Here is a 25,349-nt window from a genome sequence, read left to right as displayed (position 1 = left end):
AAAATCATCGAGGAAGATAAAATGCTAACACCGTTCGCCGAAGTCTATGCCAAACAGGCTGTTCCCAAATTGATGGAACAGTTCAAGTACACCAATATTCATCAAGTTCCCAAATTTGAGAAGGTGGTAATCAATCGCGGTCTGGGCGAAGCTGCTCAAAACGCAAAGTCCCTAGAAGCATCTTTAACTGAAATTGCCACGATCGCAGGTCAAAAGCCCGTGGTCACCAGAGCGAAAAAAGCGATCGCTGGTTTCAAATTGCGTCAAGGTATGCCCGTCGGGATGATGGTTACCTTGCGCCGCGATAAGATGAATAACTTCTTGGATCGTCTGATCAACTTCTCATTGCCTCGCATTCGTGACTTTCGCGGTGTTAGCCCCAAGAGCTTTGATGGACGTGGTAACTATACCCTCGGTGTCCGCGAGCAACTTATCTTCCCCGAAATCAGCTACGACAGTATTGAGCAAATTCGGGGGCTTGATATTTCCATCATTACCACTGCCAACACGGACGAAGAAGGACGTGCGCTCCTGAAAGCAGTTGGTATGCCCTTTAGAGAATCATAAGTAGATCGAATTAGGAGATAAGGATGGCTACCAACGACACCATCTCGGATATGCTTACCCGCATTCGCAATGCCACACTGGCAAAGCATCAGACCACTGCAATTCCTGCAACGAAGATGACTTTGAGCATTGCCCGAGTGATGAAACAAGAAGGTTTTATCGCAGATTTTGAAGAAACAGGCGAAAGTATCGACCGCGCCTTGGTCGTCGCCCTCAAGTACGAAGGCAAAAATCGTCAATCAATTATCAAACGCCTTAAGCGTGTGAGCAAACCTGGTTTACGGGTTTACTCGAACTCTAAAGAATTACCCCGTGTATTAGGTGGGATCGGCATTGCGATCATTTCCACCTCTAAAGGGATCATGACCGATCGCGAAGCCCGTAAACAGGGAGTCGGCGGTGAAGTCCTTTGCTATATCTGGTAATTCAGATCTTGAAGATTATTTAATCTCGATCTGGTAATTCAGGCTGTTAACTCAGCAAATAAAATCACAAGCAACGGAAAACAGACATGTCTCGTATTGGAAAACGTCCCATTCCTCTTCCCCCCAAAGTTGCGGTCTCCATCGTAGGGCAAGAGGTAACCGTCAAAGGACCTAAAGGCGAACTAAAGCGTGTGTTGCCCCCGACTGTAGAAATCCTGCAAGAAGAGAGCAACTTAATTGTCAATCGCGCTAACGAGTCTCGCCCCGCAAGGCAACAGCACGGTCTTTTTCGCACCCTCGTTGCCAATATGGTCGAAGGTGTATCCACTGGCTTTAAGCGCAAGCTCGAAATTCAAGGGGTTGGTTATCGTGCCAACTTAAACGGCAGCAATATCGTCCTTACAGTTGGTTATAGCCATACCGTTGATATCGTTCCTCCTGAAGGTATTTCCTTAGGTGTGGAAGATGCGTCGGGGAAGAAGGTTCCTCAAGGCACATTTATTGTTGTGGAAGGCATCGACAAGGAAATCGTTGGCAACTTAGCCGCTAAAATTCGCGCTGTACGTCCCCCTGAAGTATACAAAGGTAAGGGCATCCGCTATCTCGGTGAATTCGTCAGACGTAAGGCTGGTAAGACTGGTAAGAAATAGAACTAGGAATAATATACCTATTTTATTTCTACCTCTTTATTTGATTTTCATTTTATATAGAATCGACAAAAAATCGATAGGTTACGAACAATATGAGTGTCAGTCGTAGACAAGCAACCGTAAGCCGCCACAAGCGAATTCGCAAAGGTATGTCAGGCACGCCCGAACGTCCTCGCTTAGCAATTTACCGCTCTAATAATCACATTGTGGCGCAAGTGATTGATGATGTAGCACAGCATACTCTCGTTGCTGCATCGACCCGCGAAGCAGATGTGCGTGAAAGCCTCAGCACTACTGCAAATTCCGAAGCTTCAGCTAAAGTTGGGGCTTTGATTGCGGAAAGAGCGATCGCCAAAGGAATTACTAAAGTTGTGTTCGACCGTGGTGGTAATCTCTATCATGGAAGAGTCCAAGCTCTCGCTGAAGCTGCCCGCGAAGCAGGTCTAGATTTCTAGCGCATCGAATCATCCAGCAGTGAATCAGTAGATAGAAACTAATATGGCTAAGAATTATGGCTAAAAATAGAGAATCAAGACCAGGTGGTGGTCGCGACAGTGGCAGCGGCGACAGTGGCGACAACAACCGCGATGAAAAGCGCAAAGGCAAGCGCGATAGTAAGAAAAGCGATCGCGCTCGTACTGAAAAAGAATCGGAATGGCAAGAACGCGTTGTCCAAATCCGCCGTGTAACTAAGGTTGTTAAGGGTGGTAAAAAACTCAGTTTCCGTGCGATCGTCGTCGTCGGTAATGAGAAAGGACAGGTTGGCGTTGGTGTTGGTAAGGCTGCCGATGTAATCAATGCTGTTAAAAAAGGCGTTGCCGATGCCAGAAAACATGCGATCGACGTACCCTTGACCAAGAGCAATTCCATCCCCCATCCTACCAATGGTATCGGTGGCGGCGCTAAGGTAATGATCCGTCCTGCATCCCCTGGTACTGGGGTAATTGCTGGTGGAGCCGTCAGAACTGTACTAGAACTTGCTGGGGTCAAAAACATCTTGGCAAAGCAACTCGGTTCTAGCAGCCCTCTCAATAACGCTCGCGCCGCAGTTAATGCCCTTTCCACCCTGCGTACCTTTGGCGAAGTCGCCAGAACTCGCGGTATTACATTGGAACAGTTATTCAACTAATAACTTTGAAAAATCCTTGCTATGCAGGGATTTTTCAAAAACAGTAATCAGCTAGGAAAAACTATGAGAATTGACGATCTTCAGCCTCAAGAAGGCTCTCAGCATCGCAAGCGTCGCATTGGACGTGGAATTGCCGCAGGGCAAGGTGCTAGCGGTGGATTTGGTATGCGCGGTCAAAAATCTCGTTCGGGTCGCCCCACCAGACCTGGTTTTGAAGGTGGTCAAATCCCCCTTTATAGACGAGTACCAAAACTTAAGCACTTTACAATTGTTAATCCCAAACACTTCACAATTGTTAATCTCGATCAATTAAGCGATCTACCTAGTAATACTGTGGTAACTCTTGAGTCTTTGATGGACGCAGGGATTATTACCCAAAACGATGGTGTGTTGCGTGTTTTAGGAAGAGGTGAGATTAATGTCGCGCTAACCGTTCGCGCCCATTCAATTACCACATCTGCAAAAGCTAAAATCGAAGCAGCAGGCGGCACTGTAGAAGTTGCGGCCTAAACAAAAGAGAATATGTGGCGAAGTGGTTAACGCTTCGCCACATATTCTCTTTTGTTGTTTTGGAAGGAAGATATGTTAAGCATTTCTTCATGCAACTACAATATTTAAAGATCTTAATTTAGGAAAGATGGTATTAAAAGCTGTCTTTCCTAAAGTACTAAATGCTTTGAGGTAAGTTTAGTCATGGTTGTCAGTAAAGGAAAGAACCCGACAGCACAAGAAACCTTTATGCAAATGGCTCAAGCCGCAGGTTTGCGTGGACGTTTACTAGTCACTGTCGGAGTTTTAATATTAGTTAGACTTGGTATTTACTTACCATTACCAGGAGTCGATCGCCTAAGATTTACAGAAATTGTTAAAAACAATGCTGTAGTTAATTTCTTAGATATTTTTTCTGGTGGTGGACTATCTCTACTTGGCATATTTGCGTTAGGAATTTTGCCATTCATTAACGCTTCGATCATTATGCAGTTGATGACCTCGGCATTGCCAAGTTTAGAAAATCTGCAAAAAAATGAAGGCGAAGCAGGGCGCAGAAAAATCTCTCAATACACTCGCTATGTAGCTTTTGTTTGGGGAGTAATTCAAAGCTGGGGCTTGGGTGTATGGGTGCAAAACTCTGGTGTACTATCGGATGCCAGCGCCAACTGGATTACCATTGGCGATGGTCGCGTGATTTTTTCTAGCTTTATTTTCCAGACAACTGTGGCGCTTGCCGCAGGTGCAATGTTTGTCATGTGGGCTGGTGAATTAATTACCGAAAAAGGAGTGGGTAACGGGGCTTCATTACTAATCTTTATCAGTATTGTTGCAAACTTGCCAAAATCCTTAGGTGACACTATTTCCCTCGCTCAGAAAGATAGCTCCCGTGTAGGTGGCGTAATTTTGCTGCTGGTCATCTTCTTGATCATGATTGTCGGCATCGTATTCGTGCAGGAAGGAACCCGAAGAATTCCGATTATTTCGGCTCGTCGCCAAGTAGGACGGAAGCTCTATCGAGAACAGGCTTCTTATTTGCCTCTAAGGCTAAACCAAGGCGGGGTAATGCCAATCATCTTTGCCTCGTCGGTGATGATTTTGCCTGCCTACCTCAGCCAAAGCATTAATAATGAAGTATTCGTGTCGATCGCTACTTGGATCTCGCCTAGTGGAGCTGGGCATATCCCCGTGTATATGCTTTTAATTCTAGGGTTTAGCTTCTTTTATTCGACCCTAGTTTTGAATCCTGTGGAGTTATCCCAAAATCTCAAAAAGATGGGTAGTAGTATTCCTACCGTCAGACCAGGAACTGCCACTTCCGACTACATCAGTGGCGTGCTTAACCGATTGACGCTGCTTGGTTCTGTATTTCTCTGCGGTATTGCGATTATTCCTAGCGCCCTCGAAAAGGCTACTGGGGTATCGACATTTAGTGGCATTGGTGCAACTTCGCTATTAATTTTGGTTGGGGTGGCGATCGAAACTTCAAAGCAAATTCAAACCTATGTGATCTCTCAACGTTATGAAGGTATGGTGAAACAGTAATGCCTAGAGTAATTTTGATGGGTCCCCCTGGGGCTGGTAAGGGTACTCAAGGCGAGATTTTAGCTGAATCTTGGCAAGTACCGAGAATTGCTCCTGGCGATATCTTTCGGGCGGAGATCAAGCAAGGTAGCGAATTAGGACTGAAGGTAAAATCCTTCAGCGATTCGGGGCGACTCGTTCCCGATGCCGTAGTGATCGAAGTGATCGAGTCACGCCTAAGACAGCCTGATACTCAAGCGGGTTGGATTTTAGACGGCTTTCCCCGCACGGTGGCTCAGGCGGAAGCACTGGATCTTTTGTTATCTGAGATCAATCAGCCCTATGATTCGGTGATTAATCTTGATGTGCCCGATCGCTTTTTGATCGATCGCCTCAAAGCAAGGGCGGTCGAGCAAGGACGTACCGATGACACTGAAGAGGTAATCCAAAATCGGCTGGAAGAATACAATGCCAAAACCAGACCTCTGCTAGAATTTTATGGAAATAAAGTGAAGCAGATTGATGGTACTCCCTCTATGCCAGAGGTAACAGAGACAATCAAAGCTTTTCTGGCATAGATTTAAAGGCAATTTCATCGAGCAAAGCTCAAGGAAATTGCGCTTTGCGCGATGAAATTGTCTCGATCCTAGAGAACTTAATACTGAATTTCGGAGAGTTTGTTTGTCAAAAGAAGATGCTATTGAAATGGAAGGGACGGTGACTGAGTCACTTCCTAATGCTATGTTTCGAGTTGCCCTCGATAATGGCTTTAATGTACTTGCTCACATTTCGGGCAAGATCCGTCGGAACTACATCAAGATTTTGCCAGGCGATCGCGTTAAGGTAGAGCTAACTCCCTACGATCTGACGAAGGGACGTATTACCTATCGCCTCAAAAATCAAGGTGGTGGCAAGAAATAACCAAAAAACAACGCTCTTAAGAGCGTTGTTTTTTTAGCGATAAAATCACAACCCCAAAGATGATTAGCGACGCGAAGCGTCGCCAATCATCTTTGTACTAAGCCAATGAGTTACTAATGCATTGACAATCTCAGGGCGATCGTCGTGGGGACAATGTCCCGTATTGGGAATGGCGATTACTTGAATATCTTTTGTGCGGCTTGCTTCTGCGTATATCTTTGCGCCATTAATCGGAGTCCAAGGATCAGCATCGCCCCAGAGAACTAGCAGTGGTTTCTCCACCTTAGCCAAGAGATCGGCGGTGCGGGGTCCCGCAGGGGCAGTTAAAATTGAAGCGAATACCTTTTGGGCTCCTGCGTCACAGGAAGGTTGATAGAGCATATCTACTAATGCATCATCGATCGCCTGATGATTGCGATAGACCTGACGAAGGGAGTTGCGAATATTCTGTTTTCGGCGCACGAGATCGAAGACAAATTTACCAGTAGTTTCAGAGCTAACTAACTTGGCAAAAGCCCCCATCACCAGTCTCAAGGGTAGGTTTAACTCTTCAGGACGATGGTTCAAGCCTCCTGCGGCATTGAGCAGGACTGCCCCGATCGCGATCTCAGGAGAATTAGTAACTAACATCAAGGCTAATAATGCACCGATGGAGTTGCCAATCCAGACCGCAGGCTGCTTGACCCATTCCCGATGAAAATCGCCAAGCAGTTCCTCCCATAGTTCTAAGGAATAATCGAGTTCGGGTTTAGCTGAGCCTCCAAAACCCAATAGGTCGATCGCATATACTTGATAACCTGCCGCCGCCCATACGGACATATTCTTTTTCCAATGTCCAATTGAGGCTCCAAAACCATGAATTAATACAAGGGGTGTACCTGTACCCGCGACCGCATATTTGATCTGATATCCCCGCCATATCCATGTTTGCAAGGAAGATGACTGGCGCTCAAGTGTTTCGATATTTTCTGTAGTTAGCACGGTGGTGACTCTTTAGGATGACTCTTTAGGATTTATAGGATTTTATACTGGAGACTTGAGTTGATAAAAGGCTAGGGCAGTTTGTCCATATTGACGACGATCGCAACAGATCAGATTTCCGATTTCATCGGGGAGAGGGCGGAGGCGATCGCACTCAGCGATCGCTAAAGCTTTCTCCGTAAGCAAGGGCGGTAAAGCCTTTAGGACTGGTTCGTATAGATCGCTTTGGTATGGCGGATCGAAATAGACGAGATCGAAAAATTGAGGTTGTAATTTTGGCAAAATCTTGATCGCATCCCCCTTGATGATTTGAAACTGCTGCTCTGGTTGCGCGAACTTATGCCAATTTTCATGGACGATCCGACATGCGATCGCCGATAACTCGATGCCCACGACCTTGCTAGCACCTCTGGTTAGGGCTTCCGCGCCCATCGCCCCTGACCCCGCACAGATATCCAACCAATTAGCGTTTTTAATCCGACTTTGCAAAATATTAAAAACTGCTGCCCTCACCTTACTGGGCGTTGGTCTTGTGGATAGCCCTGTAGGGGTTTTAATAGAACGATCGCCTTTAATACGAATAGACATCTAAGTACCTTAGCATAATCAAAATCCAGATCTAAAAGCTGCGGCGCACGCGCCGCATGCGCCGCAGCTTTTAGGGTTTTATATTTAATTAAGCCCGCTTACTTAGATTAAATGGCTGGAAAAAGATAATCCCTCGATCTGATCGATGGGAACCATCCAAATTTTATTTTGGTAAGGTCGCCATACCGCACTCATTACATAATGATTGCGAATAGAGATGATATGTACGTGAGGAATGCCAGAGAATTTCGAGCAAGAACGGAGAAAATCTAAAGTTCTGATTAAGCGGCTATGGAGAAAAGTTGCCATTTCATCGCTACAGTTTTGGCGCAACATCGGAACGACCTGCGGATCGGTCTCTCCCCTTAGTTCGTAGATAATATGCGTCTTACCCTTGAAGTCGATTTTGCGCGATCGCACTTCCCATCCACACAGAACCCCAAAGCCAATAACTGCCATGCCCAAATCGATATGAAAGTCACGCATTTGGAATTTCGTGTTACTACTCATATCAGTATGGGTGTTATACCCCGTCCAAGCATGAAACTTCTCTAAGTTATCGTCATTAATATCAACTGCCGAACGATAGGGAGAGGAGACAGCACGGTTAATTCGTGTTTCGTCTGAAGGTGGCTCTGGTGGCATACTTGTCTCGTAAGTGACAGCATTTATGTGCGAGTATTTGCGAAAAATAGATTGATGCAAAAAACAATCTTACTAAAAATGCCGAAAAAGCTGAACGGATATTGCTATAAGCAGCTTAACATCCACTCTAGAACTTTTATCTAATTTTTAAAGCGATCGCCAAAAATGCGATCGCTTTTTAATATCTACTCGTCCATCGCCTCAAATATATAGCAATTCTAAATGATTTGCTTAGGACATAAAAGCCCAAAGATGAGTGGCACTCATCTTTGGGCTTTATGCCCTAAGCAAACCTTAGGTTTATATATGAAGGGTGTAATTGACATAGGCGATCGATCGCCTCAAGCCTTGGGAAACTATAGCTGCCGCCAGTTTTGTTAGGACGAAATCAAAAACCCAAAGAGAGTTGCCGCGCAGAGCGCGGCAACTCTCTTTGGGTTTTTATGTCCTGATACAGTTGGCGGCAGCTATATTGCTTATAGGTCACAACATTAAAAAAATGTATGCCTTCTAAAAGTTCGCTAAATTACCATCAGCTACAGCCAGATTTCTTACAGCGGGAGTTGCTGCAATATCAGCGAACTTTACTTACCAATGCCTCGATCTTAGTCGGTTTAGTCGTAATTGGAACCCTAGGCTACCGCTTACTCGAAGGATGGAGTTGGTTTGATTCCCTTTATATGACGATCATTACCCTCGCCACAATTGGCTATGGAGAGACCAATCCTTTACATTTTGAAGGAAGGATCTTCACGATTATTCTGATCGTCATGGGAGTTGTGAGCATCAGCTACATCGCCGCCCAGTTTACAACAGCGATCGCTAATGGTCATATTTACGATATTTTTCAGGCGAGGCGACAGCGAAAATTTATGAACTCCTTAAATAAACACTATATAGTTTGCGGCTTTGGGCGCACAGGCAGGCAAGTTACCGCCGAATTTACCGCCGAGGGCAGTATTTCCTTTGTGGTCATTGATAGCGATCCTGTCATGATCGCACAGGCCGAACAGGCGGGATATCTAGCAGTGCAAGGCGATGCCGCCCTTGATCAAACCCTACTTTTTGCGGGAATCGAACGAGCGGTGTGCATCGTGGCTGCCTTACCTTCGGATGCAGAAAATCTCTATACGGTTTTATCCGCCAAAACCTTAAATACAGAAATTCGGGCGATCGCTAGGGCGAGTACGGAAGAAGCCATGCAAAAGCTGCGCCGAGGTGGAGCCGATGAAGTAATTTCACCCTATATCACAGGTGGTAAGCGTATGGCAGCAGTTGCCCTGCGCCCACAGGTGATGGATTTTGTGGATGGCATTATTGCGGGCAAAAATCGTTCCTTTTATATCGAGGAATATCGCATTGATGAACCTAGTTTTATCGGCATTTCCCTAAAGCAAGCGAGTTTGCGATCGCAGACGGGAGTTCTTGTATTAGCGATTCGGAGAGAAGATGGCAATGTGATTGCTGGTCCCGACGGCAATACAGAAATTTTACAAGGCGATGTTTTAATCTCCATGGGAACCCCCGAACAATTGCGAGCGCTGAATCAAATCCTGAGTCCGCTTTCTAAAAAAACAAATTTGTTACGATTACCCCGCATAAAATAATAATAAAACCCAGAAGTAGCGGCGCAAAGCGCCGCTACTTCTGGGTTTATGCCAATTAGTGTTGTCACACTTTTGGGAATTAAAAACTAAACCTAAATTATCATGAAGTTTATTTCGCCATCTCGCCCCATTCAAATGGCGATCGCCTTAGCGATTAATTCCGAATTTCAGATTTTGCTAGCCCCTAGAGAAATTGCCCTGAAGATTTGCTATCCCAAATATGGAGCGCATTACACATTGGCGATCGCCTTAGCAATTTCCCATCAAGTAGGGATAGAAGCGATCGAGATCGCGGAAAAAATAGCGAAAAAAGTTACTGAGGCGATCGCAGAAAACCGTTCGCAAAACCCCCAACTATTTGCAGAATGGAATATCAAATCCTGCCATAAGGGTTTGTTAAATATTTGTCTAAGCGAGCGATATCTAGGGGACAGCCTCCATACTTTGATGAGTTGGCGACTTGACGCAGCATCTTTTGAGATAAGTGGCGATCATCTATTGTGGCAAAAGCGTAATATTTCCCTAAATCCTTCTCTGAATCCTTCTCAACTAACGCCCGAACCAATGCAGCAATATGCCCATGCTCGCTGCTGTGCCCTAATCCGATTAATCGATAGAACCAATCAAGATTCCCAATATTCAGCCCGCGCCGCAACTATTAACAAAATCCACAAAATAGAACCGATAGAACCTGAGGAAGTTAGTTTGTTATTGCGAAATATGGCGATCGCCGATTATTTAGAAAATGGAAATATTTTGCCTTTTGATAGAGAGAAATTATCCCGATCGCTAGCCGAAGCTTTTTTACAGTTTTACGATCGCTGTCGAATTTTTGGCGTGGATCGCTATGCATTGCAGAGGCGAGCATTACTACTGAGAATTACCCAAAAGTTTTTGGTCGCGATCGCTCCACCTGAAATTAATTACGCAATGTATTTATAGCGCTTTGATAGCGCTCCTCAATAAGTTAAAGTCCTATTTTTCGGATGGATGTAATTAAGAAACCATTTAAGAATTGGATAGATCCCCCCCAGCCCCCCTTAAGGGACTTGCGAGAGAATAAGATACCAATCCAGATTTGCCAGAATCGTTGGCGCGGCTCCGCCGCGCCAACGATTCTGGCTTTATATTTGGTACTTCATTAAATCGCAAGTCCTTAAAAAGGGGGGAGAATTAAATTCTTCCCCCTTTTTAAGGGGGATTGAGGGGGATCTCTTAGCACTTTTGACCGCAGAAAGTAATTCTTAAATGGTTTCTAAGAACCCAAACCGAGAAGATTGCCCCGCATCTTTTAGAGTCAAAAGGATTGGCGCAGTGTTTCGCCAATCCTTTTGAGCTTATCGGAGAATTAACATGGCATCGCCAAAGGAATAAAAACGATAGTCTTTAGCGATCGCTTCTTGGTATACCGACATTAAAAATTCCCGTCCCGACTCTCCCAAAAAAGAAGCCACCATCATTAATAACGTGGACTTGGGCAAATGAAAATTAGTGATCATGCCATCTAAAACTTTCCATTCATAACCTGGATAAATCATGAGATTCGTTTTACCCCGAAAAGCTTGATAATTAGCATTTTCCAGCGATCGCGCCACCGTACTGCCCACACCGATTACGCGCCCGCCTTTTGCCTTGGTTTCCTTGATTTTGGCGATCGTTTCCTCTGGCACTTCGCACCACTCGTTATGCATCACATGCTGGGTGATGTCCTCTGTCTCCACGGGGCGAAAAGTGCCAATCCCCACATGCAAAGTCACAAAGGATTTATCAATACCGCGATCGGACAGTGTTTGAAACAAGGACTCCGTAAAATGCAACCCCGCCGTTGGTGCAGCGATCGCTCCAGACACCTCAGCATAGATCGTTTGATAGCGCTCTGCATCGGTATGGGAATCGGTGACATAGGGAGGCAAAGGAACCTTACCTAATTGATCGATAATTTTGTCGAGGTCAGCATCCTCAGGGATGTGAAATTGCAATTCCCTTGCCCTTGTCGTGGTCTCGATCCCTTCGACCGTCGCTTTAACCCGCTCGGCAAAAACGATCGTGCTACCGACTGGCAGTCGCTTTCCTGGTTTGACCAACGCCAACCAACGATTGTGCCCCAAGGGCTCCATTAACAAAATCTCCACAGGAACCCCCGATAGCTTCTGTCCATACATACGGGCGGGAATAACCTTGGTGTTATTAAAAACTAGCAAATCCCCGGCCTGCAAAAAATCTGGCAGATCGTAAAAGTGCTGATGTCGTAAATTGCGATCGCGCTCAACCACCAGTAGTCGCGATGAATCCCTCGGTGTAACTGGATCTTGAGCAATGCGATCGCTTGGCAATTCATAATCATAGGCACTTAACGCGAAATCAGGCGCAAGTTCAGCAGGCGATGAGGTCATAGATGAAGTTACATTTTGGGATATGGGCACTACTTAAAAATATGCAACAAAATATGCAGCACTCCTCTAAGTGTTTGTCAAAAAGTGACTAAGTGACAAAAAAATATAAGAAATTTTATATACCAATTGGCAAAACAGTGGTATACAGATGGCAGTAGCAACATACACTTTGGGTATGGGGCGCAAATTGTTTCTCAGCCTTTCTATATTGAACGAGGAGTTTATGCAGTATTTAATGACCGATCTTCACCAACGCTTTATTGGTGCATTGAACTACAACAAGCCCCTTGCTGTGGGTGACGTATTCCGAGCCGACAACACCAAAACCTATACGGTTGTCAGTATTAACGATACTCGTGATAAGAGTAAAGATGTTAAGTCAGTAACTGTAATTCCTGTCCGTGAAACTGTAAATGCCTAACAAATGTCTAGCAAGTTTCTAGCAAATGTCTAGAAGTTGTTCTTGACCGTTAATTTGATCATTAATTTGATCATTAAGTTGACCGTTAATTTATCTATCCATCATTGATTGATATCGATCGCCCCAGTCAAGGATATTGGCTAAAAATATTCTGAAACACTATTCCGAAACATTGAAAAGTAATTCTAGGGAACCATCGATCGCAATCTGAAAGACTTATGGAAGCTATTGACAATACATTGATATAAACGAGTATTTCTTTGTTCTTTTCAGATATAGCGATCGTTAATAATTAATCATAAAAAGCAGCGTAATACGCTGCTTTTTATTAAGTATAGCTACAGTCACTTGAATGAGGACAAATCAAACCCCAAGAATTGACTGGTGGCGCGAAGCGCCGCCAGTCAATTCTTGGGGTTTATGTCCTAATACACTTGGCGACAGCTATAAGTGAATAAATGGCGTTGCCATTTTTAGTTTTAGATTAAGATCATGCCGTTTTTCAAGTCGCTCAGGGAAGATACATCGATCGCATTACCCCTTAAATCAAGCCTTTCCAGCTTTTTAAGATTCATAATTTCGGGAGGCAAAGATGTGAGCTGATTGTGGGATAAATCCAATTCGGTAATATTTTCGAGCTTACCGATCGCAGGGGGAAGAGAGGTCAATTTATTATGACCGAGGTAAAGATCGGTAAGATGCGTCAAGTAGCCAATTTCACTTGGTAAAGATGTTAAATTATTTTTCCGTAAATCCAATTCAAGCAAATTGTTTAGATAGGCAATTTCTAAAGGTAGGCTTTCAAGTTCATTTTCGCTAACATCTAACCATGTTAAAAACTTGAGCGAGCCAATCTCCGCAGGTAGACTTTTTAAACAATTGTTATTTAGGCTAAATCTGGCGAGTTGCGACAATTTCCCCAGATTCGTCGGTAGTTGCGTAATGCGGTTTTCGGCTAAGTTGAGAACCGTGAGATTTTTGAGATACAAAACTGCATTGGGAATTGTGCTCAGGTGGTTAGATTCTAGATAGAGCCAAGTTAATTGTCGCAAATTGGCGATCGCATCGGGCAGAGATGTTAATTCATTCTCGCTGAGGTAGAGCCAAACTAAATTGGTCAATTTGCCAATCTCTTCAGGAACTGTGGTCATTTGGAGGTCGCTAAGATAAAGAGATGTGGCTTTAAAAGCTAGGGCATTCTCAATCTCTTTCAAAATTTCCTGATCTTTCATAATCTCGCTTAAATATTTTGGTGATGGGCTTTAAGTAATGGGCTTTAAGTAACGGGTTTCAAGTACTGGGCTTTAAAGGATGGAATTAAAAATACAAATCGATAATTATTTTTTTAGCTACTATGCAGAAGGGGCTTCCCACAATCCACCAATTTTGTTTTTGCATGGATTTATGGGCGATCGCTTTGAATTTACGCAAACGATGTCAGTCTTATCAAAACGATATTATTGTGTGGCGATCGATTTGTTAGGGCATGGTAATACAGAAGTTATCGATCGCCAAAAGGATCGAGATGACAACTACACAATACAATCCACCGCTAATTTTGTCATCAAATTTTTGGATTTACTTCGTATAGATCGCTGCTTCTTGGTGGGTTATTCCATGGGAGGAAGAGTAGCTCTATATCTTGCGCTCCATTTTCCAAAGTATTTCTCTAGAGTTGTCCTCGAATCCGCATCCGCTGGCTTGAGTGCGATCGCGGAAAGGAGCGATCGCCTAGATAGGGATCGGCAACTTGCCACCAAACTGGAAACTGATGATTTTAAAGCATTTCTAGAAAAATGGTATCAACAACCTATTTTTGCGCATCTGCGATCGCATCCCAATTTTGAGCGGATGCTTGAGCAACGATTGCATAATTCGCCCACACAACTCGCCAAATCTCTACGCAATCTCAGCACGGGGATGCAACCCTCATTGTGGGAAAAGCTGCCGACCAATCAGATCCCGTTACTGCTGCTAGTTGGCGAACTAGATGCTAAGTTCGTGCAGATTGCTCGACAAATGACACAAAGCACCAAGCTTGCCCAGTTAGAAGTTATCGCTAGCTGCGGCCATAATATTCATTGGGAGTTTCCGCAGTTATTCGCAGAGAAAGTACAAATTTTTTTAAATAACGTGAGTTCGGAATAATTTGAAACGAGCTTTGAGAAAGGGTTTGCGTAGCAAACCCTTTCTCAAAGACCAAAAGATGAGCGGCTTAGCCGCTCACCACTAATTGTTGATTTGAGAGCTATGCTTTAGCTGCCAACAGACGCAATATTTCTTAAGTCTGGACGGGGGGCGGGGGTTAAAAAGAGAGTCTCAAAGGAGGCATCGCGATTGCCTAGGGTTTCGTAAAAGAAGAAGGAGAAACCATCAAGGGTTAGTTCACGCGCTAGCTTTACCTGTCCTTTGATTTGGCGCATATCGACATTTTGGATTCTTAAACCAGTTAAAATACCCACTGCTACAGGGATCTTATGGCGAATCTCTTGTAATTCTGGACGTTCTAATTCCCTTTTAAAGTTGTCAATATCATCGCGATATACCTGCACGATCAACTCATCGACATATCCTAAATAAACCCAGCTATACCAATCTTGGAGATATTTAATATAGGAAAAGTCTTTAGGATTGGGGGATAGGGAAATGAGACAGTTGGGTTTAATCGCCCTCACGGCCTTCGAGATCTTCCGCATTAGGGTGGTTAAAAATCTCGATCGCCAACTCATCCATTCAGGATCTTTGAAATCCTCTGGCGGTAGCCTGCCGAAATGATCTTTTTTATATAAAGCGATCGTGTAGTCATCATAGCCAAGTTCCGCAGGCATTCCAAAATGATCGTCCAGTTGAATGCCATCTATATCGTACTTACTAACTACTTCCACAATCAAATCAATCAGGAGTTTTTGAACTTCGGGTCGGGTGGGATTAAGCCAAACTAAACGATGCTGCTCTTTTTCGCCATGCACAAAAACCTGAGAGCCATCTCGACGACGGGTTGCCCATTCAGGATGTTGGCGCATCAACTCTGACCCCTCTTCGGTCATTAAGCCATATTCAAACCAAGGAATTACAGCAAAATTCTGTTCATGTCCGAATTCAATCGCCTCGGCGAGCATATCTCGACTTTGCAACTCAGGTAAAGGCTCTATTTCTACTCCAAAACTATTTTTGGCAACTTGACTGGGGTAAAGGGTATATCCACCGTTCCAAACCGTGGGATAGAGAGTATTAAAATTGAGCCGCTTTAATCTTTTGATAGCTTTATGAAGACTTTGCTTGGACAACAAAACATCGCTATCAACGTTAGTTAACCAGATCCCGCGTAATTCATTACCATTAACAGGTCTAATGGGTGGCGGTACGTTTATTTGCGTGGGGGACTGCGTTGATTGCTCGATGCTGTTGCTCGCAGTATTACCCGAAGGAGTCTGCGCAGCGACCCAAAAAGGGAAATTAATCGTTAATGCGATCGCTAGCCCTAAGAATGTTAAGACGAGGAGGCGAAGGCGTATTTGCCAAGACCCAAAATTAATTTTCCCCATAACAAACGAGCTAGTTAAGCTCTCACTCCTCACATTCAGGCTTCAATTTTTGCAAACTTATTGTATAACAACTGAAAAAAACATCAAAGACATGATCGATGATGCTATTAACATTTTTTAATTAGTTTTTAACTGAGATCCCAGTAAATTGCGATTTATCTCCAAAATAGGACAGAGGAGCGCGGCAACATCTTTGGGTAAGAGATCCCTAACCACGTCCTGCATGACCAGATAGGTGATATTACAGGCTTCCTGTGCGCCGAAAGCCTGCATGATCGTTTGAAACCAGTATAAAAACTGTTGTCGCAACAGCTCTGGATCGTCCAGTAAAACCGTCATTGCGGAATGGCGCAGTACCCGTAATGTGTCCTGTTTCCATTTATTTTGAAGATCTTCCCCTTTTGGAAATAGCAATTTAGGATAGGAGGTTTGCAGCTTTGCCAACACTAAATTGACAATCTCAAATTCTGCGGCTTTGATCGAACGATAAGCCTCAACCCTCGTATCGAAAGAAGAAATATAGGAATCCATGAACTCTAATTCAGTATCGCTGGCATAGCGTCCATCAACGACTGTTCCTAGTTGTTGCAGCTTACTTAACATATTAAAACTACACTTGTAAATAACATTTACGTATATTGATATAAGTGGCTAGACCTAATTAAAAAACAGAGTTGAAATCTATAGCATAGGCGCGTAGCCTGCACTTTAGGTTTTGGCTTTTTGTATTTAATTGTGCCTCGCTACTTGGTCGTTTTCATTTTACTGTAGACAAAATGAAAACTAGCTGGGACTAGCTGGGACTAGCTGGGACTGGCGGGGATTGTTTTTAAGTTTTTAGTTTTTAGGGGAGTAGGTACTCTTTTGAAAATGCTATATCTACGATTTTATACGGATCTTAGCTGGAAACTATCCGCCACTTTAAGCATTATGTCTAGGGATTACCTTTTTTTTGTTACGATTCAGATAAATCGATAAACAATCGATAGCCAAGACACACATCTATGCGATCGATCGCTGCCATATTCTGTCATGTTATCTGACAATGAGCACATTGAAGGGCTGTTCCCAGAAGCGGCACAAAGTTGGGACTTAAATCGCCTATATGCCGATTTACAAACTGCTAGTGGCAAAGAGATCAAGCCTGTGGAAAAAGCTTGTCTACGGGGGTTGCTTTGTCGTTATCGTCCAGGACAGCTTGCTTTTAAGCTGACTTGGACTTCGGGGGCTTTGCGGGTGGAATTAAATAAGGGGCTATATCGATCGCTAGAGGCGATCGCCGATCAGCCAGTTAATACTTTGCGGTGGGAAAAGGTTCCTGAATGGTTGGAAGCTAAGGGTTATAAAACTGCGCAGCGTCAGAGCGATCGCCGCTTACATAGTCCCAGCAACACCCAAACTATTCCTGCGGCAAATTTAGCCGATTGGGGAGAGGCTCCTAATATTCAGACCTTTTACGGACGAGTAGATGAACTCGCCAAGCTAGAGAAGTGGATCGTCCGCGATCGCTGCCACTTGCTTGCCATTTGTGGGATGGGTGGTATTGGTAAAACAGCCCTAGCCGTAAAGTTAGTTGAGAATATTCAATCGCAGTTTGATTGTTTTATTTGGCGATCGCTACGGAGCGCCCAGCCTACGGCACAATTAATCGCTGATCTCTTGCAATTTCTCAATCATTCTCAGCATACTGGTTGTAGTACTTCCGATCTATTAGAGGTTTTGCGTCAGAAACGTTGTTTAGTTGTGTTAGATGACTTTGAAGCGACATTACAGGATGGCGAGCTAGTGGGAGCCTATCGTCAAGGTTGCGAAGACCATGCGGAGCTCTTACAGCGGGTGGGTTCAGAACGCCATCAAAGTTCCTTAATCCTCATCGGACGCGAACAGCCTAAGGAAATCTCGATGCATCAAGGGGAAGATCAGCCGATTCGCTATTACAAGGTGAATGGATTGCAGAGGCAAGGTGCTTTTGAATTGCTCCGAGCGAGGGGATTTACGGGGACGGAAAATGGGCTAGAGGCGCTAGTGCAGCAGTATCGCGGCAATCCATCTGCCTTACGGATTGTTTCGGGCACGATTCAAGAATTATTTAATGGGAATGTTTCAGAGTTTCTCAAACAAACGGCGCTAGCCCTTGGGGATGTATTGCGTACTCTTCTCTATCAACAGTTTGAACGGCTCTCTCAGTTGGAAAAAGATGTGCTGTATTGGTTAGCCATCAAGCATCGTCCAGTATCGCTTTCATCGTTGCGATCGGAAATGAATTTACGCGCCTCTGGTTCTGAATTGATCGATGCTTTAGAGTCCCTGCGTTGGCGATCGCTGATCGAAAAGGTCTCGGAGCAGGGCGAAGTGATGTTTCTCCTAGAGCCTGTGGTTCTCAAATATGTCAATCGGCAATTTGTCGATGAAGTGAGTAAAGAAATCATTGCGATCGCCACTCAACAAAATCTCAAATCCATCGATCTATTACAAAGCCACGTCCTTGTCGAAGATCGCGCCCCCGACTCGATTCGGGCGATGCAGATCCGCCTAGTTCTCAAACCAATTAAGGACAAGCTGGCGAAGGCGATCGCGCAAAATAATATCGAATTGGAATTTCTCAGGGAACGTCTCGCCAGTCAGTACCAAGGTCAACCGACAGAGATTGAAAGCTATAGGGAAGCTAATCTAGCCCTAATTGGATTATGGTGGTAGTTTATCGCAATGTTATGATTGATGTTACAGATTGCTGGTAATCTTGAGCTTAAAATTCTGACTACTAAACCTATGACAATACCATCTAAACTATTGGCGACAAACCTCAAAGATGCCTATCGTGTATGCAATATTGCACCGTCGGTGATGCAGAGTGAGGAGTTACGACAATATTATGTGGATTTGTCGGCATCACGGAAAACTAATGCAATTAGCAGTATTAGCTTGATTCTAGAAGATCTGGAATCGGGCGACCATTGCACTATTCTATTTACGGGGCATCGAGGCTGTGGCAAGAGTACGGAACTGGTACAGATCCAAAGACAGTGGGAACAGGAATATAAGGTAATTTATATTGACGCAACCCTTGATACGGATGTCAATGATGCTGCATATACTGACATCTATTTAATTGTGCTTAAGTGGGTGGGCTATGTATTGCGACAGGAGAGATTACAGTTTGATACAGGGTTGTTAAAAAATGTGGAGGATTGGTTTAAGGAAGTGACCAATGAAACGGAAGAGTCGGTGGAGCAGTCAGTTTCTTTGCAAGGGGAGATAACACTCAATGCAGAAATTTCTGACAAAGGATTACCACTCTTACCAACATTTTTAGCAAAATTGGTTGTTAAACTACTTGCCCAAATCAAAGGCTCGGCAAAGGAAAAGACAACGATTCGGCAAACCTTATCAAAGGATATTTCGCGGTTGCAGTCAGATATAAATTTATTGTTGGCTGATGCTTTTAGTAAATGGAAAAAGAAATTCCCTCAATGCAAAGGATTTTTGTTTGTTTTTGATAATTTAGACCGTAGCCCTGTGGATGTTGCTAATCATTTGTTCTTTGACTATGCTTCACAGCTAAAGGAGCTACATTGCCCAATTATTTACACAGTGCCTATTTCGGTGGTCTATTCTCCTCAAAATGTGAATAATACGTTTGAGAACTACCATATTATTCCAATGATTAATATCTATCGATATGATGTGAGGGATCGTAGTGGTAAGGAACCTGATTATGATGATAAAGGGTTGGATGCGATCGCGAGTTTAGTAGAAAAAAGGGTTGATGTGAATGCAGTATTTGAGTCTCGTGACGGCTTGATCGAGTTAGCGAAGGCGAGTGGTGGTCATGTACGTCAGATGATGCAAATGGTGCGAAAGGCGATCGAAAATGCGCGATCTGGTCGTAGGGCAAAGGTAACGGCGGAAGATGCGATCTATGCGATTAATCAGGAGCAGTTTAATTTTGAGCGAATTATTCCAACGGAGCATTATCCAACCTTGGTACAGGTGTATTTGAATAAGAATGCGCCAAAGAATGAGATTGGGCAATTGATGCTGAGTAATATTTCTGTATTGGAATATAACGGTTCTAGTCGCTGGAATTATCCTAATCCTGTGGTGATTAGAAGTCATATTTTCCAAAGAGCGCTTGAAGATTATCGCCAACAAAATCCCTAATTGTTTAGATAAATCCCTATGAATCCAACTGATCTCCAAAGTTATAGCCCAGAGCATAGTCTGGATACGAGTGAATTTATGGCGCTCAATCATGATGTGTTACAAAGCATAACTTCACTTTTAGATTTGGCATCGGGTTTCACAATTGCTTTTGCAGAATGTAATTTTTGGCAGGATGGTGAGAGTTTAATATCCGCAATTGCGGATATTTTAGCGAATGATCCTGAGCTAGAACCGATGCAGCTAGAGGTATGGCAGTTTAATGAGCCTGAGTTACAGTTATTGCAAGAGTTGGAAAAGCGTTTAGCGGCTTTACCGCGACAAAATGATAAAAAGTTGGTGCTGTTGTTGCGTGGTTTAGAGAATGCGATCGGTGTGGTGGGAGACTATCCGCCGTTTTTAGTGGATTTGAATTTTGTGCGCGATGCTTATGCGCAAATGGTTCCTCATCCTGTGGTGTTTGTGTTGCCAGACTATGCAATTACCCGTGTGGCAAATTTTGCACCTGATTTTTGGGCTTGGAAATCTGGGGTGTTTAAGTTTAAGACCGCAAAGGAAACTAGGGATTTTGCTGAAGCAAAAACAATTGGCTCAAATCGCATTCTTGGTAATTATCTCAAGCCCGAAAAGCAAGAACGCATCGATCTTTTGCATCGGTTATTAATGGAAGTTAATCCCTCTGGCTCTGATCCAGAATCTAATCGCAATGCAGCCAGTCAGATGAATATTTTGATTCAATTGGGATCGACTTACCATCGTTTGAGTGAATTTAATCAAGCAATTAATTTTTACGATCAAGCCTTGTCGGTAGCCAGAAAGCTAGGCGATCGCAATGGTGAAGCAAGTTCTCTTTGCAATCTAGGAAGTACTTACGATGCACTAGGACAGTATCAGCAAGCGATTCAGTTTTATCAGCTGTCTTTGGAAATTTTCAAAGAAATTGGCGATCACAATGGTGAAGCAATTTCTCTCAATAATTTAGGCAATGCTTACGATGCACTAGGACAATACCAGCAAGCAATTCATTTTTATCAGCTGTCTTTGGAAATTTTCAAAGAAATTGGAGTTCGCAATGGTGAAGCAAATTCTCTTGGCAGTCTAGGTTGTGCTTATCGTTCGTTAGGACAGTACCAGCAAGCGATTCAGTTTCTTCAGCAACAGCTAGAAATTACAAAAGAAATTGGCGATCGCAATGGTGAAGCAATTTCTCTTTGCAATCTAGGCAATGCTTATGGTTCACTAGGACAGTACCAGCAAGCGATTCAGTTTCAGCAGCAGTCTCTGGAAATTTTCAAAGAAATTGGCGATCGCAATGGTGAAGCAATTTCTCTTTGCAATCTAGGCGTTATTTACTATTCACTAGAACAGTACCAGCAGGCGATTCAGTTTCAGAAACAGTCTTTGGAAATCAGAAAAGAAATTGGCGATCAACATGGCGAAGCAACTTCTCTAAAAAACTTGGGACTTGCCCTCAAAGCATTAGGTCGCAGAGGTGAATCCATAGAGGCTCTCAATGATTCAAGAAAAATATATGAAGAATTAGGGCTTTATCATAAGATTAAGAATTCAAGTAAATCCTTTGCACCGCTAGAAACTGTCGCCAAAGAACCCAAGCGATTTGAATTGCCAGAACCACTCAAACGTCGCAAAAATCTCTTTCAGATTATTTTTATTTGGTTGAGACGCATCTGGTCAAAACTATGGCGACGAAATTAGCGACTCTAAGATATTTGGGAAAGTAGATTTAAGCAGTAAGTGGAAGTTCTAAATTAGCGATCGCCCTACGTGCCGCAACCAGATTATAGGGAAGATGCACAAACAGCTCATTGATCGCTCCTGAGACAACCTGCGCCAGCATATTTTCATTACTTGCTTGGGGAGTATAAAACTCTGTGATCCAATTTTGCATAGATGTGAGATAGCGAATTCGACTTTTTTGCTTGCAGCCATAGGGATATCAGCAATTGATCGCTTGATCGCAACATAACTCAAGCTAACGATTACATTTTAATTTTTGTTACAATCAAAAAGAATGTCTTTTTTTATGAATACGGGAATAGACACTTTTGGCGATCGCCTTGCCATATGCTCTGCTTTAGCTACTTAATACCAATTCACAAAAGTGTGACAACACTTGCGTGAATTAAACACCAAACCTAGTAAGGGTTTGAAAAACTAAAAATGGTGTAGTCATTTTTAGCTTTGGTATAAAGATGGTTTAGTTTATACCTGTTAAACTAGACAAGGCGTGAAATTACTTGAAATAGGACATTCGCACGCTAAACTTAACTTTTGAAAGACCTTCGGATAATTACCACTATGTTTTGGGCGGATAAATTTGCAGCAGATGCAAGCGGCGATCGCATTATAGTTAACGATTCCAAAACCCCCTCTGGGCGCGTGCATGTCGGCTCACTGCGCGGGGTTGTGATTCACGATGCCATTTATCGCGCCCTCAAACACGCAGGTAAACCCGTCACCTTTACCTATGGCGTTGACGACTACGATGCCCTTGACACCGTACCGCATTATTTAGATCAAGATAGGTTTGCGCCCTATCTCGGACAGCCTCTCTGCAATGTCCCTTCCCCTGAAGATAGCGCTACCGACTATGCTAAATATTTCATGGGCGAATTTCTCGAAGTATTTGAGCATCTAGGTGTGCGTCCTGAAATTTATTACCTGCGCGATCTTTACCGTTCGGGCAGGATGAATCCATACATCGACTTGTTTCTCCAAAATGCCCATCTCGTGCGCGAAGCCTACAAGGAAGTCAGTAAAGCCGATCGCCCCTCTAATTGGTATCCTTTCCAAACTATTTGCGAAAACTGCGGCAAAATTGCCACCACAGTTGTCACGGACTACCAAGATGGCAAGGTGTTTTATACCTGTCAGCCCAACGCCATGGAATATGTCAAGGGCTGCGGTCATACAGGCTGGGTATCTCCCTTTGATGGTAATGGGAAGCTGCCTTGGAAAGTAGAGTGGGTCGCAAAATGGGAAGTTGTTGGCGTATCGATCGAACTCGCAGGTAAAGACCATTCCCAAAAAGGCGGATCTCGCGATGTCGCCAATTCAATTTGCCGCAAAGTTCTGAAAAAGAATCCGCCCACCCATGCACCCTACGAATTTATTTTAGTCAATGGAACCAAGATGAGTTCCTCTAAGGGAGTAGGTTCCAGTGCTAAGGAGATCGCCAATCTTTTACCACCAGAATTGCTAAGGTTTTTGATGTTGCGGACACAACCTCGCAGCGTCATTAACTTCATGCCCAACTATGACACGGTGACGCGACTCTTCCGCGACTACGACAATTTGATTGATAAATATCAGTCCGATACCGTCAAGGATGAAAAGACTCAAGAGGATCTAGTCCCTCTAATCTATTCCCAATTGAATGAGGAAGAAAAGGTTGATGGATATCAAGCCTTTGACTTTAGCACCTTAATCTCGCTCCTCCAAATTCCCCACCTTGATCTCGAAGCAGAAATTGCCGCTAGAAGCACAAATCCCCTCAGCGATCGCGACTGGGAAGTAGTCCGCGATCGCATTAGAGTTGGCAAGAAATGGTTGCAAGACTATGCCGATGAAGAGGAAAAGCTCGTACTTTATCTTGACTCCATGCCAGAAAAAGCCAGCCACCTTAATGCTGAACAGGTAAAGTACCTTGAGACTCTGGCAGTAAATCTGACAGGTGATGTTAATTGGGAAGGAGAAGAATTGCAGACTCTCCTATTCAGCACCTCTAGACAGATTGAAGTCTCTCAAAAGAGTGCTTTTGCTGCTATCTATTACACTTTCTTAAATAAGGAGCGTGGACCTAAAGCTGGCAGCTTGCTTTCCTATCTGGATAAGGAATTCGTAATCCAGCGTATTAAAGACGCGATCGCGATCAATCTAGCGCCAAAAGGCTAAGTAATACCAAAACTAAAAATGGCTACGCCATTTTTAGTTTTGGTATTACTTACTGATTTTAGATTGCGGCTAGCAAAGCTTCTCCCATGGCAATACATCCCAATCTTTCACAGCCATCCGCCATGATGTCTCCCGTCCGCTTGCCTGCATCCAGAACTTTATTTACTGCGGACTCGATCGCATTGGCTGCTTCCCCTTCATTAAAGGCATAGCGCAGCATCATGGCAGCACTTAAGACCTGCGCCAAAGGATTCGCCAAATCCTTGCCCGCAATATCAGGAGCCGAACCATGCACGGGTTCAAATAATCCTGGCTTCCCTGCTTCACCAAGGCTTGCCGATGGTAACATCCCAATACTACCCGTCAACATGGCTGCGGCATCAGAAAGGATATCGCCAAATAGATTGCTGGTGAGAATGACATCAAACTGTTTGGGATTGCGAATGATCTGCATGGCGGCATTATCCACATACATATGTGAGAGTTTCACATCTGCATAATCGCCAGCAATACTAGTCACCCGTTCGCGCCATAGTTGGGACACTTCCAATACATTGGACTTATCAACGGAGCAAACCGAGCCACGACGCTTTTGAGCTGCTTCAAAGCCTACTCGCGCAATGCGATCGATTTCAGGCCCCGTATACACCATGGTATTAAATCCACGGCGCACGCCATTTTCATCGGCAACAATGCCTTTAGGCTTACCAAAATAAATACCACCCGTGAGCTCGCGGACGACCAAAATATCTACACCCTCAACCACTTCACGCTTCAAAGTTGAAGCATCAATCAATTGCGGCAATATCTGAGCAGGTCGTAAATTTGCAAATAAGCCCATGCCTCCCCGCAAACCTAATAAGGCTTGTTCGGGGCGTAAATTTGATGGCATCGTATCCCATTTCTCGCCACCGACTGCGGCTAGCAGTACGGCATCACTATTTTTGCAAAGTTGCAAAGTCGCATCGGGTAGAGGATGCCCCGTCGCATCGATCGCTGCCCCACCGACCAGAGCCGTCTCGAAAGCAAAGGTAATATCATATTTGGGAGCGATCGCTTGTAATACGGCAACCGCCACCTTCATGATTTCAGGACCGATTCCGTCACCAGGCAGGAGGGTGATTTTATAGTTTTTCGTCATCATCAATTACTAACGTTAGATGTTTTAGGATATAACAATCGCTTGTGCAAATCTGCAAAAATTCAAGAGACATCACAAAGCCTAAAGCCCTAGCAGATAAAAAATGTTTCATCCCGCTACAGGGAGCATCTCAATTAGGCACTGAGCAAAAATACTTAGGGGAATAGAAATAGCCATTGAGATAAGCGCACCGATGTTTCAAAACTTGAGCAACATTTTGCTGATTCCACTGAGCACCCGAAATCTT

General features: G+C 44.0%; 27 protein-coding genes. 18 read left to right on the top strand and 9 right to left on the bottom strand.

Annotated features, from left to right (window positions below):
* Nucleotides 1-21 precede the first annotated feature (21 nt).
* The 9 genes from rplE (at nt 22) to infA (ending at nt 5,705) form a co-directional block, all read left to right on the top strand.
* Nucleotides 22-567 carry a 50S ribosomal protein L5 gene (rplE, locus tag PseudUWO310_RS07550; RefSeq protein WP_055073977.1) on the top strand — a complete coding sequence of 182 codons (546 nt, stop codon included), beginning with the start codon at nt 22-24 and terminating at the stop codon, nt 565-567.
* Nucleotides 568-590: 23 nt separating this feature from the next.
* Complete coding sequence (gene rpsH / locus PseudUWO310_RS07545) at nt 591-992, top strand: 30S ribosomal protein S8 (protein WP_009625477.1); 402 nt, start codon at nt 591-593, stop codon at nt 990-992.
* Between the two features lie 86 nt (nt 993-1,078).
* Nucleotides 1,079-1,642, top strand: coding sequence for a 50S ribosomal protein L6 (rplF, locus tag PseudUWO310_RS07540; RefSeq protein WP_009625476.1), 564 nt, complete (start codon nt 1,079-1,081; stop codon nt 1,640-1,642).
* Between the two features lie 92 nt (nt 1,643-1,734).
* Nucleotides 1,735-2,097 carry a 50S ribosomal protein L18 gene (rplR, locus tag PseudUWO310_RS07535; protein WP_009625475.1) on the top strand — a complete coding sequence of 121 codons (363 nt, stop codon included), beginning with the start codon at nt 1,735-1,737 and terminating at the stop codon, nt 2,095-2,097.
* Between the two features lie 56 nt (nt 2,098-2,153).
* Nucleotides 2,154-2,771, top strand: coding sequence for a 30S ribosomal protein S5 (gene rpsE / locus PseudUWO310_RS07530; protein WP_055073978.1), 618 nt, complete (start codon nt 2,154-2,156; stop codon nt 2,769-2,771).
* 63 nt (nt 2,772-2,834) lie between these two features.
* Nucleotides 2,835-3,281: a 50S ribosomal protein L15 gene (rplO, locus tag PseudUWO310_RS07525; RefSeq protein ID WP_009625473.1), complete on the top strand. Its 447-nt coding sequence runs from the start codon at nt 2,835-2,837 to the stop codon at nt 3,279-3,281.
* A 183-nt stretch (nt 3,282-3,464) separates the two neighbouring features.
* Entirely contained in the window at nt 3,465-4,805 is a 1,341-nt protein-coding gene (secY, locus tag PseudUWO310_RS07520; RefSeq protein ID WP_142600096.1) for a preprotein translocase subunit SecY, read from the top strand.
* Nucleotides 4,805-5,362, top strand: coding sequence for an adenylate kinase (locus tag PseudUWO310_RS07515; protein ID WP_009625471.1), 558 nt, complete (start codon nt 4,805-4,807; stop codon nt 5,360-5,362). The genes secY and PseudUWO310_RS07515 overlap by 1 nt, the downstream gene beginning before the upstream one ends.
* A gap of 103 nt (nt 5,363-5,465) precedes the next feature.
* Nucleotides 5,466-5,705: a translation initiation factor IF-1 gene (gene infA, locus PseudUWO310_RS07510; protein WP_009625470.1), complete on the top strand. Its 240-nt coding sequence runs from the start codon at nt 5,466-5,468 to the stop codon at nt 5,703-5,705.
* Between the two features lie 63 nt (nt 5,706-5,768).
* Here the strand turns inward: infA and PseudUWO310_RS07505 are convergent, their stop codons facing one another.
* The 3 genes from PseudUWO310_RS07505 to PseudUWO310_RS07495 form a co-directional block, all read right to left on the bottom strand.
* Nucleotides 5,769-6,686, bottom strand: a complete 918-nt coding sequence (locus tag PseudUWO310_RS07505; protein WP_142600095.1) for an alpha/beta fold hydrolase — start codon at nt 6,684-6,686, stop codon at nt 5,769-5,771.
* Between the two features lie 42 nt (nt 6,687-6,728).
* Nucleotides 6,729-7,274, bottom strand: a complete 546-nt coding sequence (gene rsmD / locus PseudUWO310_RS07500; protein WP_142600094.1) for a 16S rRNA (guanine(966)-N(2))-methyltransferase RsmD — start codon at nt 7,272-7,274, stop codon at nt 6,729-6,731.
* A gap of 102 nt (nt 7,275-7,376) precedes the next feature.
* The gene (locus PseudUWO310_RS07495; RefSeq protein ID WP_009625467.1) at nt 7,377-7,919 is read right to left on the bottom strand and encodes a hypothetical protein; all 543 of its coding nucleotides are present in this window, start codon (nt 7,917-7,919) and stop codon (nt 7,377-7,379) included.
* Nucleotides 7,920-8,171: 252 nt separating this feature from the next.
* Here PseudUWO310_RS07495 and PseudUWO310_RS23580 point away from each other — a divergent pair, with 252 nt between their 5' ends.
* The 3 genes from PseudUWO310_RS23580 (at nt 8,172) to PseudUWO310_RS07485 (ending at nt 10,468) form a co-directional block, all read left to right on the top strand.
* A complete protein-coding gene (locus PseudUWO310_RS23580; protein WP_263363402.1) occupies nt 8,172-8,300 on the top strand; it encodes a hypothetical protein in 129 nt (42 codons plus the stop codon).
* Nucleotides 8,301-8,422: 122 nt separating this feature from the next.
* On the top strand, nt 8,423-9,526 hold the full coding sequence (locus tag PseudUWO310_RS07490; RefSeq protein WP_190315942.1) for a potassium channel family protein: 1,104 nt from the start codon (nt 8,423-8,425) through the stop codon (nt 9,524-9,526).
* A 102-nt stretch (nt 9,527-9,628) separates the two neighbouring features.
* On the top strand, nt 9,629-10,468 hold the full coding sequence (locus PseudUWO310_RS07485; RefSeq protein ID WP_142600093.1) for a DALR anticodon-binding domain-containing protein: 840 nt from the start codon (nt 9,629-9,631) through the stop codon (nt 10,466-10,468).
* A gap of 395 nt (nt 10,469-10,863) precedes the next feature.
* Here the strand turns inward: PseudUWO310_RS07485 and queA are convergent, their stop codons facing one another.
* On the bottom strand, nt 10,864-11,919 hold the full coding sequence (gene queA / locus PseudUWO310_RS07480) for a tRNA preQ1(34) S-adenosylmethionine ribosyltransferase-isomerase QueA (protein WP_142600092.1): 1,056 nt from the start codon (nt 11,917-11,919) through the stop codon (nt 10,864-10,866).
* A 148-nt stretch (nt 11,920-12,067) separates the two neighbouring features.
* Between queA and PseudUWO310_RS07475 the strand changes: the two genes are divergently transcribed.
* Nucleotides 12,068-12,340, top strand: coding sequence for a hypothetical protein (locus PseudUWO310_RS07475; RefSeq protein WP_009625463.1), 273 nt, complete (start codon nt 12,068-12,070; stop codon nt 12,338-12,340).
* A 479-nt stretch (nt 12,341-12,819) separates the two neighbouring features.
* On the opposite strand, the gene PseudUWO310_RS07470 is transcribed toward PseudUWO310_RS07475, so the two are convergent.
* Entirely contained in the window at nt 12,820-13,572 is a 753-nt protein-coding gene (locus PseudUWO310_RS07470) for a leucine-rich repeat domain-containing protein (protein WP_142600091.1), read from the bottom strand.
* A 79-nt stretch (nt 13,573-13,651) separates the two neighbouring features.
* Between PseudUWO310_RS07470 and menH the strand changes: the two genes are divergently transcribed.
* Nucleotides 13,652-14,488, top strand: a complete 837-nt coding sequence (gene menH / locus PseudUWO310_RS07465) for a 2-succinyl-6-hydroxy-2,4-cyclohexadiene-1-carboxylate synthase (RefSeq protein ID WP_142600090.1) — start codon at nt 13,652-13,654, stop codon at nt 14,486-14,488.
* Between the two features lie 107 nt (nt 14,489-14,595).
* Here the strand turns inward: menH and PseudUWO310_RS07460 are convergent, their stop codons facing one another.
* Both PseudUWO310_RS07460 and PseudUWO310_RS07455 read right to left on the bottom strand, forming a co-directional pair.
* Nucleotides 14,596-15,885, bottom strand: coding sequence for a glycoside hydrolase family 10 protein (locus tag PseudUWO310_RS07460; RefSeq protein WP_142600089.1), 1,290 nt, complete (start codon nt 15,883-15,885; stop codon nt 14,596-14,598).
* Between the two features lie 117 nt (nt 15,886-16,002).
* A complete protein-coding gene (locus PseudUWO310_RS07455; RefSeq protein ID WP_009629305.1) occupies nt 16,003-16,488 on the bottom strand; it encodes a hypothetical protein in 486 nt (161 codons plus the stop codon).
* 429 nt (nt 16,489-16,917) lie between these two features.
* Between PseudUWO310_RS07455 and PseudUWO310_RS07450 the strand changes: the two genes are divergently transcribed.
* From PseudUWO310_RS07450 to PseudUWO310_RS07440, 3 genes are all read left to right on the top strand, one after another.
* A complete protein-coding gene (locus PseudUWO310_RS07450) occupies nt 16,918-18,582 on the top strand; it encodes an NB-ARC domain-containing protein (RefSeq protein WP_142600088.1) in 1,665 nt (554 codons plus the stop codon).
* Nucleotides 18,583-18,654: 72 nt separating this feature from the next.
* Nucleotides 18,655-20,046, top strand: coding sequence for an AAA family ATPase (locus PseudUWO310_RS07445; protein WP_142600087.1), 1,392 nt, complete (start codon nt 18,655-18,657; stop codon nt 20,044-20,046).
* Nucleotides 20,047-20,064: 18 nt separating this feature from the next.
* Nucleotides 20,065-21,762, top strand: coding sequence for a tetratricopeptide repeat protein (locus PseudUWO310_RS07440; protein ID WP_142600086.1), 1,698 nt, complete (start codon nt 20,065-20,067; stop codon nt 21,760-21,762).
* A gap of 28 nt (nt 21,763-21,790) precedes the next feature.
* On the opposite strand, the gene PseudUWO310_RS22810 is transcribed toward PseudUWO310_RS07440, so the two are convergent.
* Nucleotides 21,791-21,955, bottom strand: a complete 165-nt coding sequence (locus PseudUWO310_RS22810) for a hypothetical protein (protein ID WP_190315941.1) — start codon at nt 21,953-21,955, stop codon at nt 21,791-21,793.
* 410 nt (nt 21,956-22,365) lie between these two features.
* Between PseudUWO310_RS22810 and lysS the strand changes: the two genes are divergently transcribed.
* Nucleotides 22,366-23,961, top strand: a complete 1,596-nt coding sequence (gene lysS / locus PseudUWO310_RS07435) for a lysine--tRNA ligase (protein ID WP_142600085.1) — start codon at nt 22,366-22,368, stop codon at nt 23,959-23,961.
* Nucleotides 23,962-24,019: 58 nt separating this feature from the next.
* On the opposite strand, the gene leuB is transcribed toward lysS, so the two are convergent.
* Nucleotides 24,020-25,102, bottom strand: a complete 1,083-nt coding sequence (gene leuB, locus PseudUWO310_RS07430) for a 3-isopropylmalate dehydrogenase (protein WP_142600133.1) — start codon at nt 25,100-25,102, stop codon at nt 24,020-24,022.
* Between the last annotated feature and the right edge of the window lie 247 nt (nt 25,103-25,349).

This window comes from Pseudanabaena sp. UWO310, from assembly GCF_006861605.1.
GTDB lineage: Bacteria > Cyanobacteriota > Cyanobacteriia > Pseudanabaenales > Pseudanabaenaceae > Pseudanabaena.
Note: the sequence above shows the minus strand (reverse complement) of the source record. Positions and strands in the feature narration are given on the sequence as shown.

Bases quoted from the DNA above. Each gene is read 5' to 3' on its own strand.
- PseudUWO310_RS07460 (WP_142600089.1), bottom strand. From the start codon at position 15,885: ATGGGGAAAATTAATTTTGGGTCTTGGCAAATACGCCTTCGCCTCCTC.
- PseudUWO310_RS07515 (WP_009625471.1), top strand. From the start codon at position 4,805: ATGCCTAGAGTAATTTTGATGGGTCCCCCTGGGGCTGGTAAGGGTACT.
- secY (WP_142600096.1), top strand. From the start codon at position 3,465: ATGGTTGTCAGTAAAGGAAAGAACCCGACAGCACAAGAAACCTTTATG.
- PseudUWO310_RS07445 (WP_142600087.1), top strand. From the start codon at position 18,655: ATGACAATACCATCTAAACTATTGGCGACAAACCTCAAAGATGCCTAT.
- menH (WP_142600090.1), top strand. From the start codon at position 13,652: ATGGAATTAAAAATACAAATCGATAATTATTTTTTTAGCTACTATGCA.
- PseudUWO310_RS07455 (WP_009629305.1), bottom strand. From the start codon at position 16,488: ATGTTAAGTAAGCTGCAACAACTAGGAACAGTCGTTGATGGACGCTAT.
- lysS (WP_142600085.1), top strand. From the start codon at position 22,366: ATGTTTTGGGCGGATAAATTTGCAGCAGATGCAAGCGGCGATCGCATT.
- rpsH (WP_009625477.1), top strand. From the start codon at position 591: ATGGCTACCAACGACACCATCTCGGATATGCTTACCCGCATTCGCAAT.
- PseudUWO310_RS07470 (WP_142600091.1), bottom strand. From the start codon at position 13,572: ATGAAAGATCAGGAAATTTTGAAAGAGATTGAGAATGCCCTAGCTTTT.
- PseudUWO310_RS07485 (WP_142600093.1), top strand. From the start codon at position 9,629: ATGAAGTTTATTTCGCCATCTCGCCCCATTCAAATGGCGATCGCCTTA.
- PseudUWO310_RS07475 (WP_009625463.1), top strand. From the start codon at position 12,068: ATGGCAGTAGCAACATACACTTTGGGTATGGGGCGCAAATTGTTTCTC.
- rplO (WP_009625473.1), top strand. From the start codon at position 2,835: ATGAGAATTGACGATCTTCAGCCTCAAGAAGGCTCTCAGCATCGCAAG.
- rplE (WP_055073977.1), top strand. From the start codon at position 22: ATGCTAACACCGTTCGCCGAAGTCTATGCCAAACAGGCTGTTCCCAAA.
- PseudUWO310_RS23580 (WP_263363402.1), top strand. From the start codon at position 8,172: ATGAGTGGCACTCATCTTTGGGCTTTATGCCCTAAGCAAACCTTAGGT.
- rplR (WP_009625475.1), top strand. From the start codon at position 1,735: ATGAGTGTCAGTCGTAGACAAGCAACCGTAAGCCGCCACAAGCGAATT.
- PseudUWO310_RS07440 (WP_142600086.1), top strand. From the start codon at position 20,065: ATGAATCCAACTGATCTCCAAAGTTATAGCCCAGAGCATAGTCTGGAT.
- queA (WP_142600092.1), bottom strand. From the start codon at position 11,919: ATGACCTCATCGCCTGCTGAACTTGCGCCTGATTTCGCGTTAAGTGCC.
- PseudUWO310_RS07450 (WP_142600088.1), top strand. From the start codon at position 16,918: ATGTTATCTGACAATGAGCACATTGAAGGGCTGTTCCCAGAAGCGGCA.
- rpsE (WP_055073978.1), top strand. From the start codon at position 2,154: ATGGCTAAAAATAGAGAATCAAGACCAGGTGGTGGTCGCGACAGTGGC.
- PseudUWO310_RS07490 (WP_190315942.1), top strand. From the start codon at position 8,423: ATGCCTTCTAAAAGTTCGCTAAATTACCATCAGCTACAGCCAGATTTC.
- rplF (WP_009625476.1), top strand. From the start codon at position 1,079: ATGTCTCGTATTGGAAAACGTCCCATTCCTCTTCCCCCCAAAGTTGCG.
- rsmD (WP_142600094.1), bottom strand. From the start codon at position 7,274: ATGTCTATTCGTATTAAAGGCGATCGTTCTATTAAAACCCCTACAGGG.
- PseudUWO310_RS22810 (WP_190315941.1), bottom strand. From the start codon at position 21,955: ATGCAAAATTGGATCACAGAGTTTTATACTCCCCAAGCAAGTAATGAA.
- PseudUWO310_RS07495 (WP_009625467.1), bottom strand. From the start codon at position 7,919: ATGCCACCAGAGCCACCTTCAGACGAAACACGAATTAACCGTGCTGTC.
- leuB (WP_142600133.1), bottom strand. From the start codon at position 25,102: ATGACGAAAAACTATAAAATCACCCTCCTGCCTGGTGACGGAATCGGT.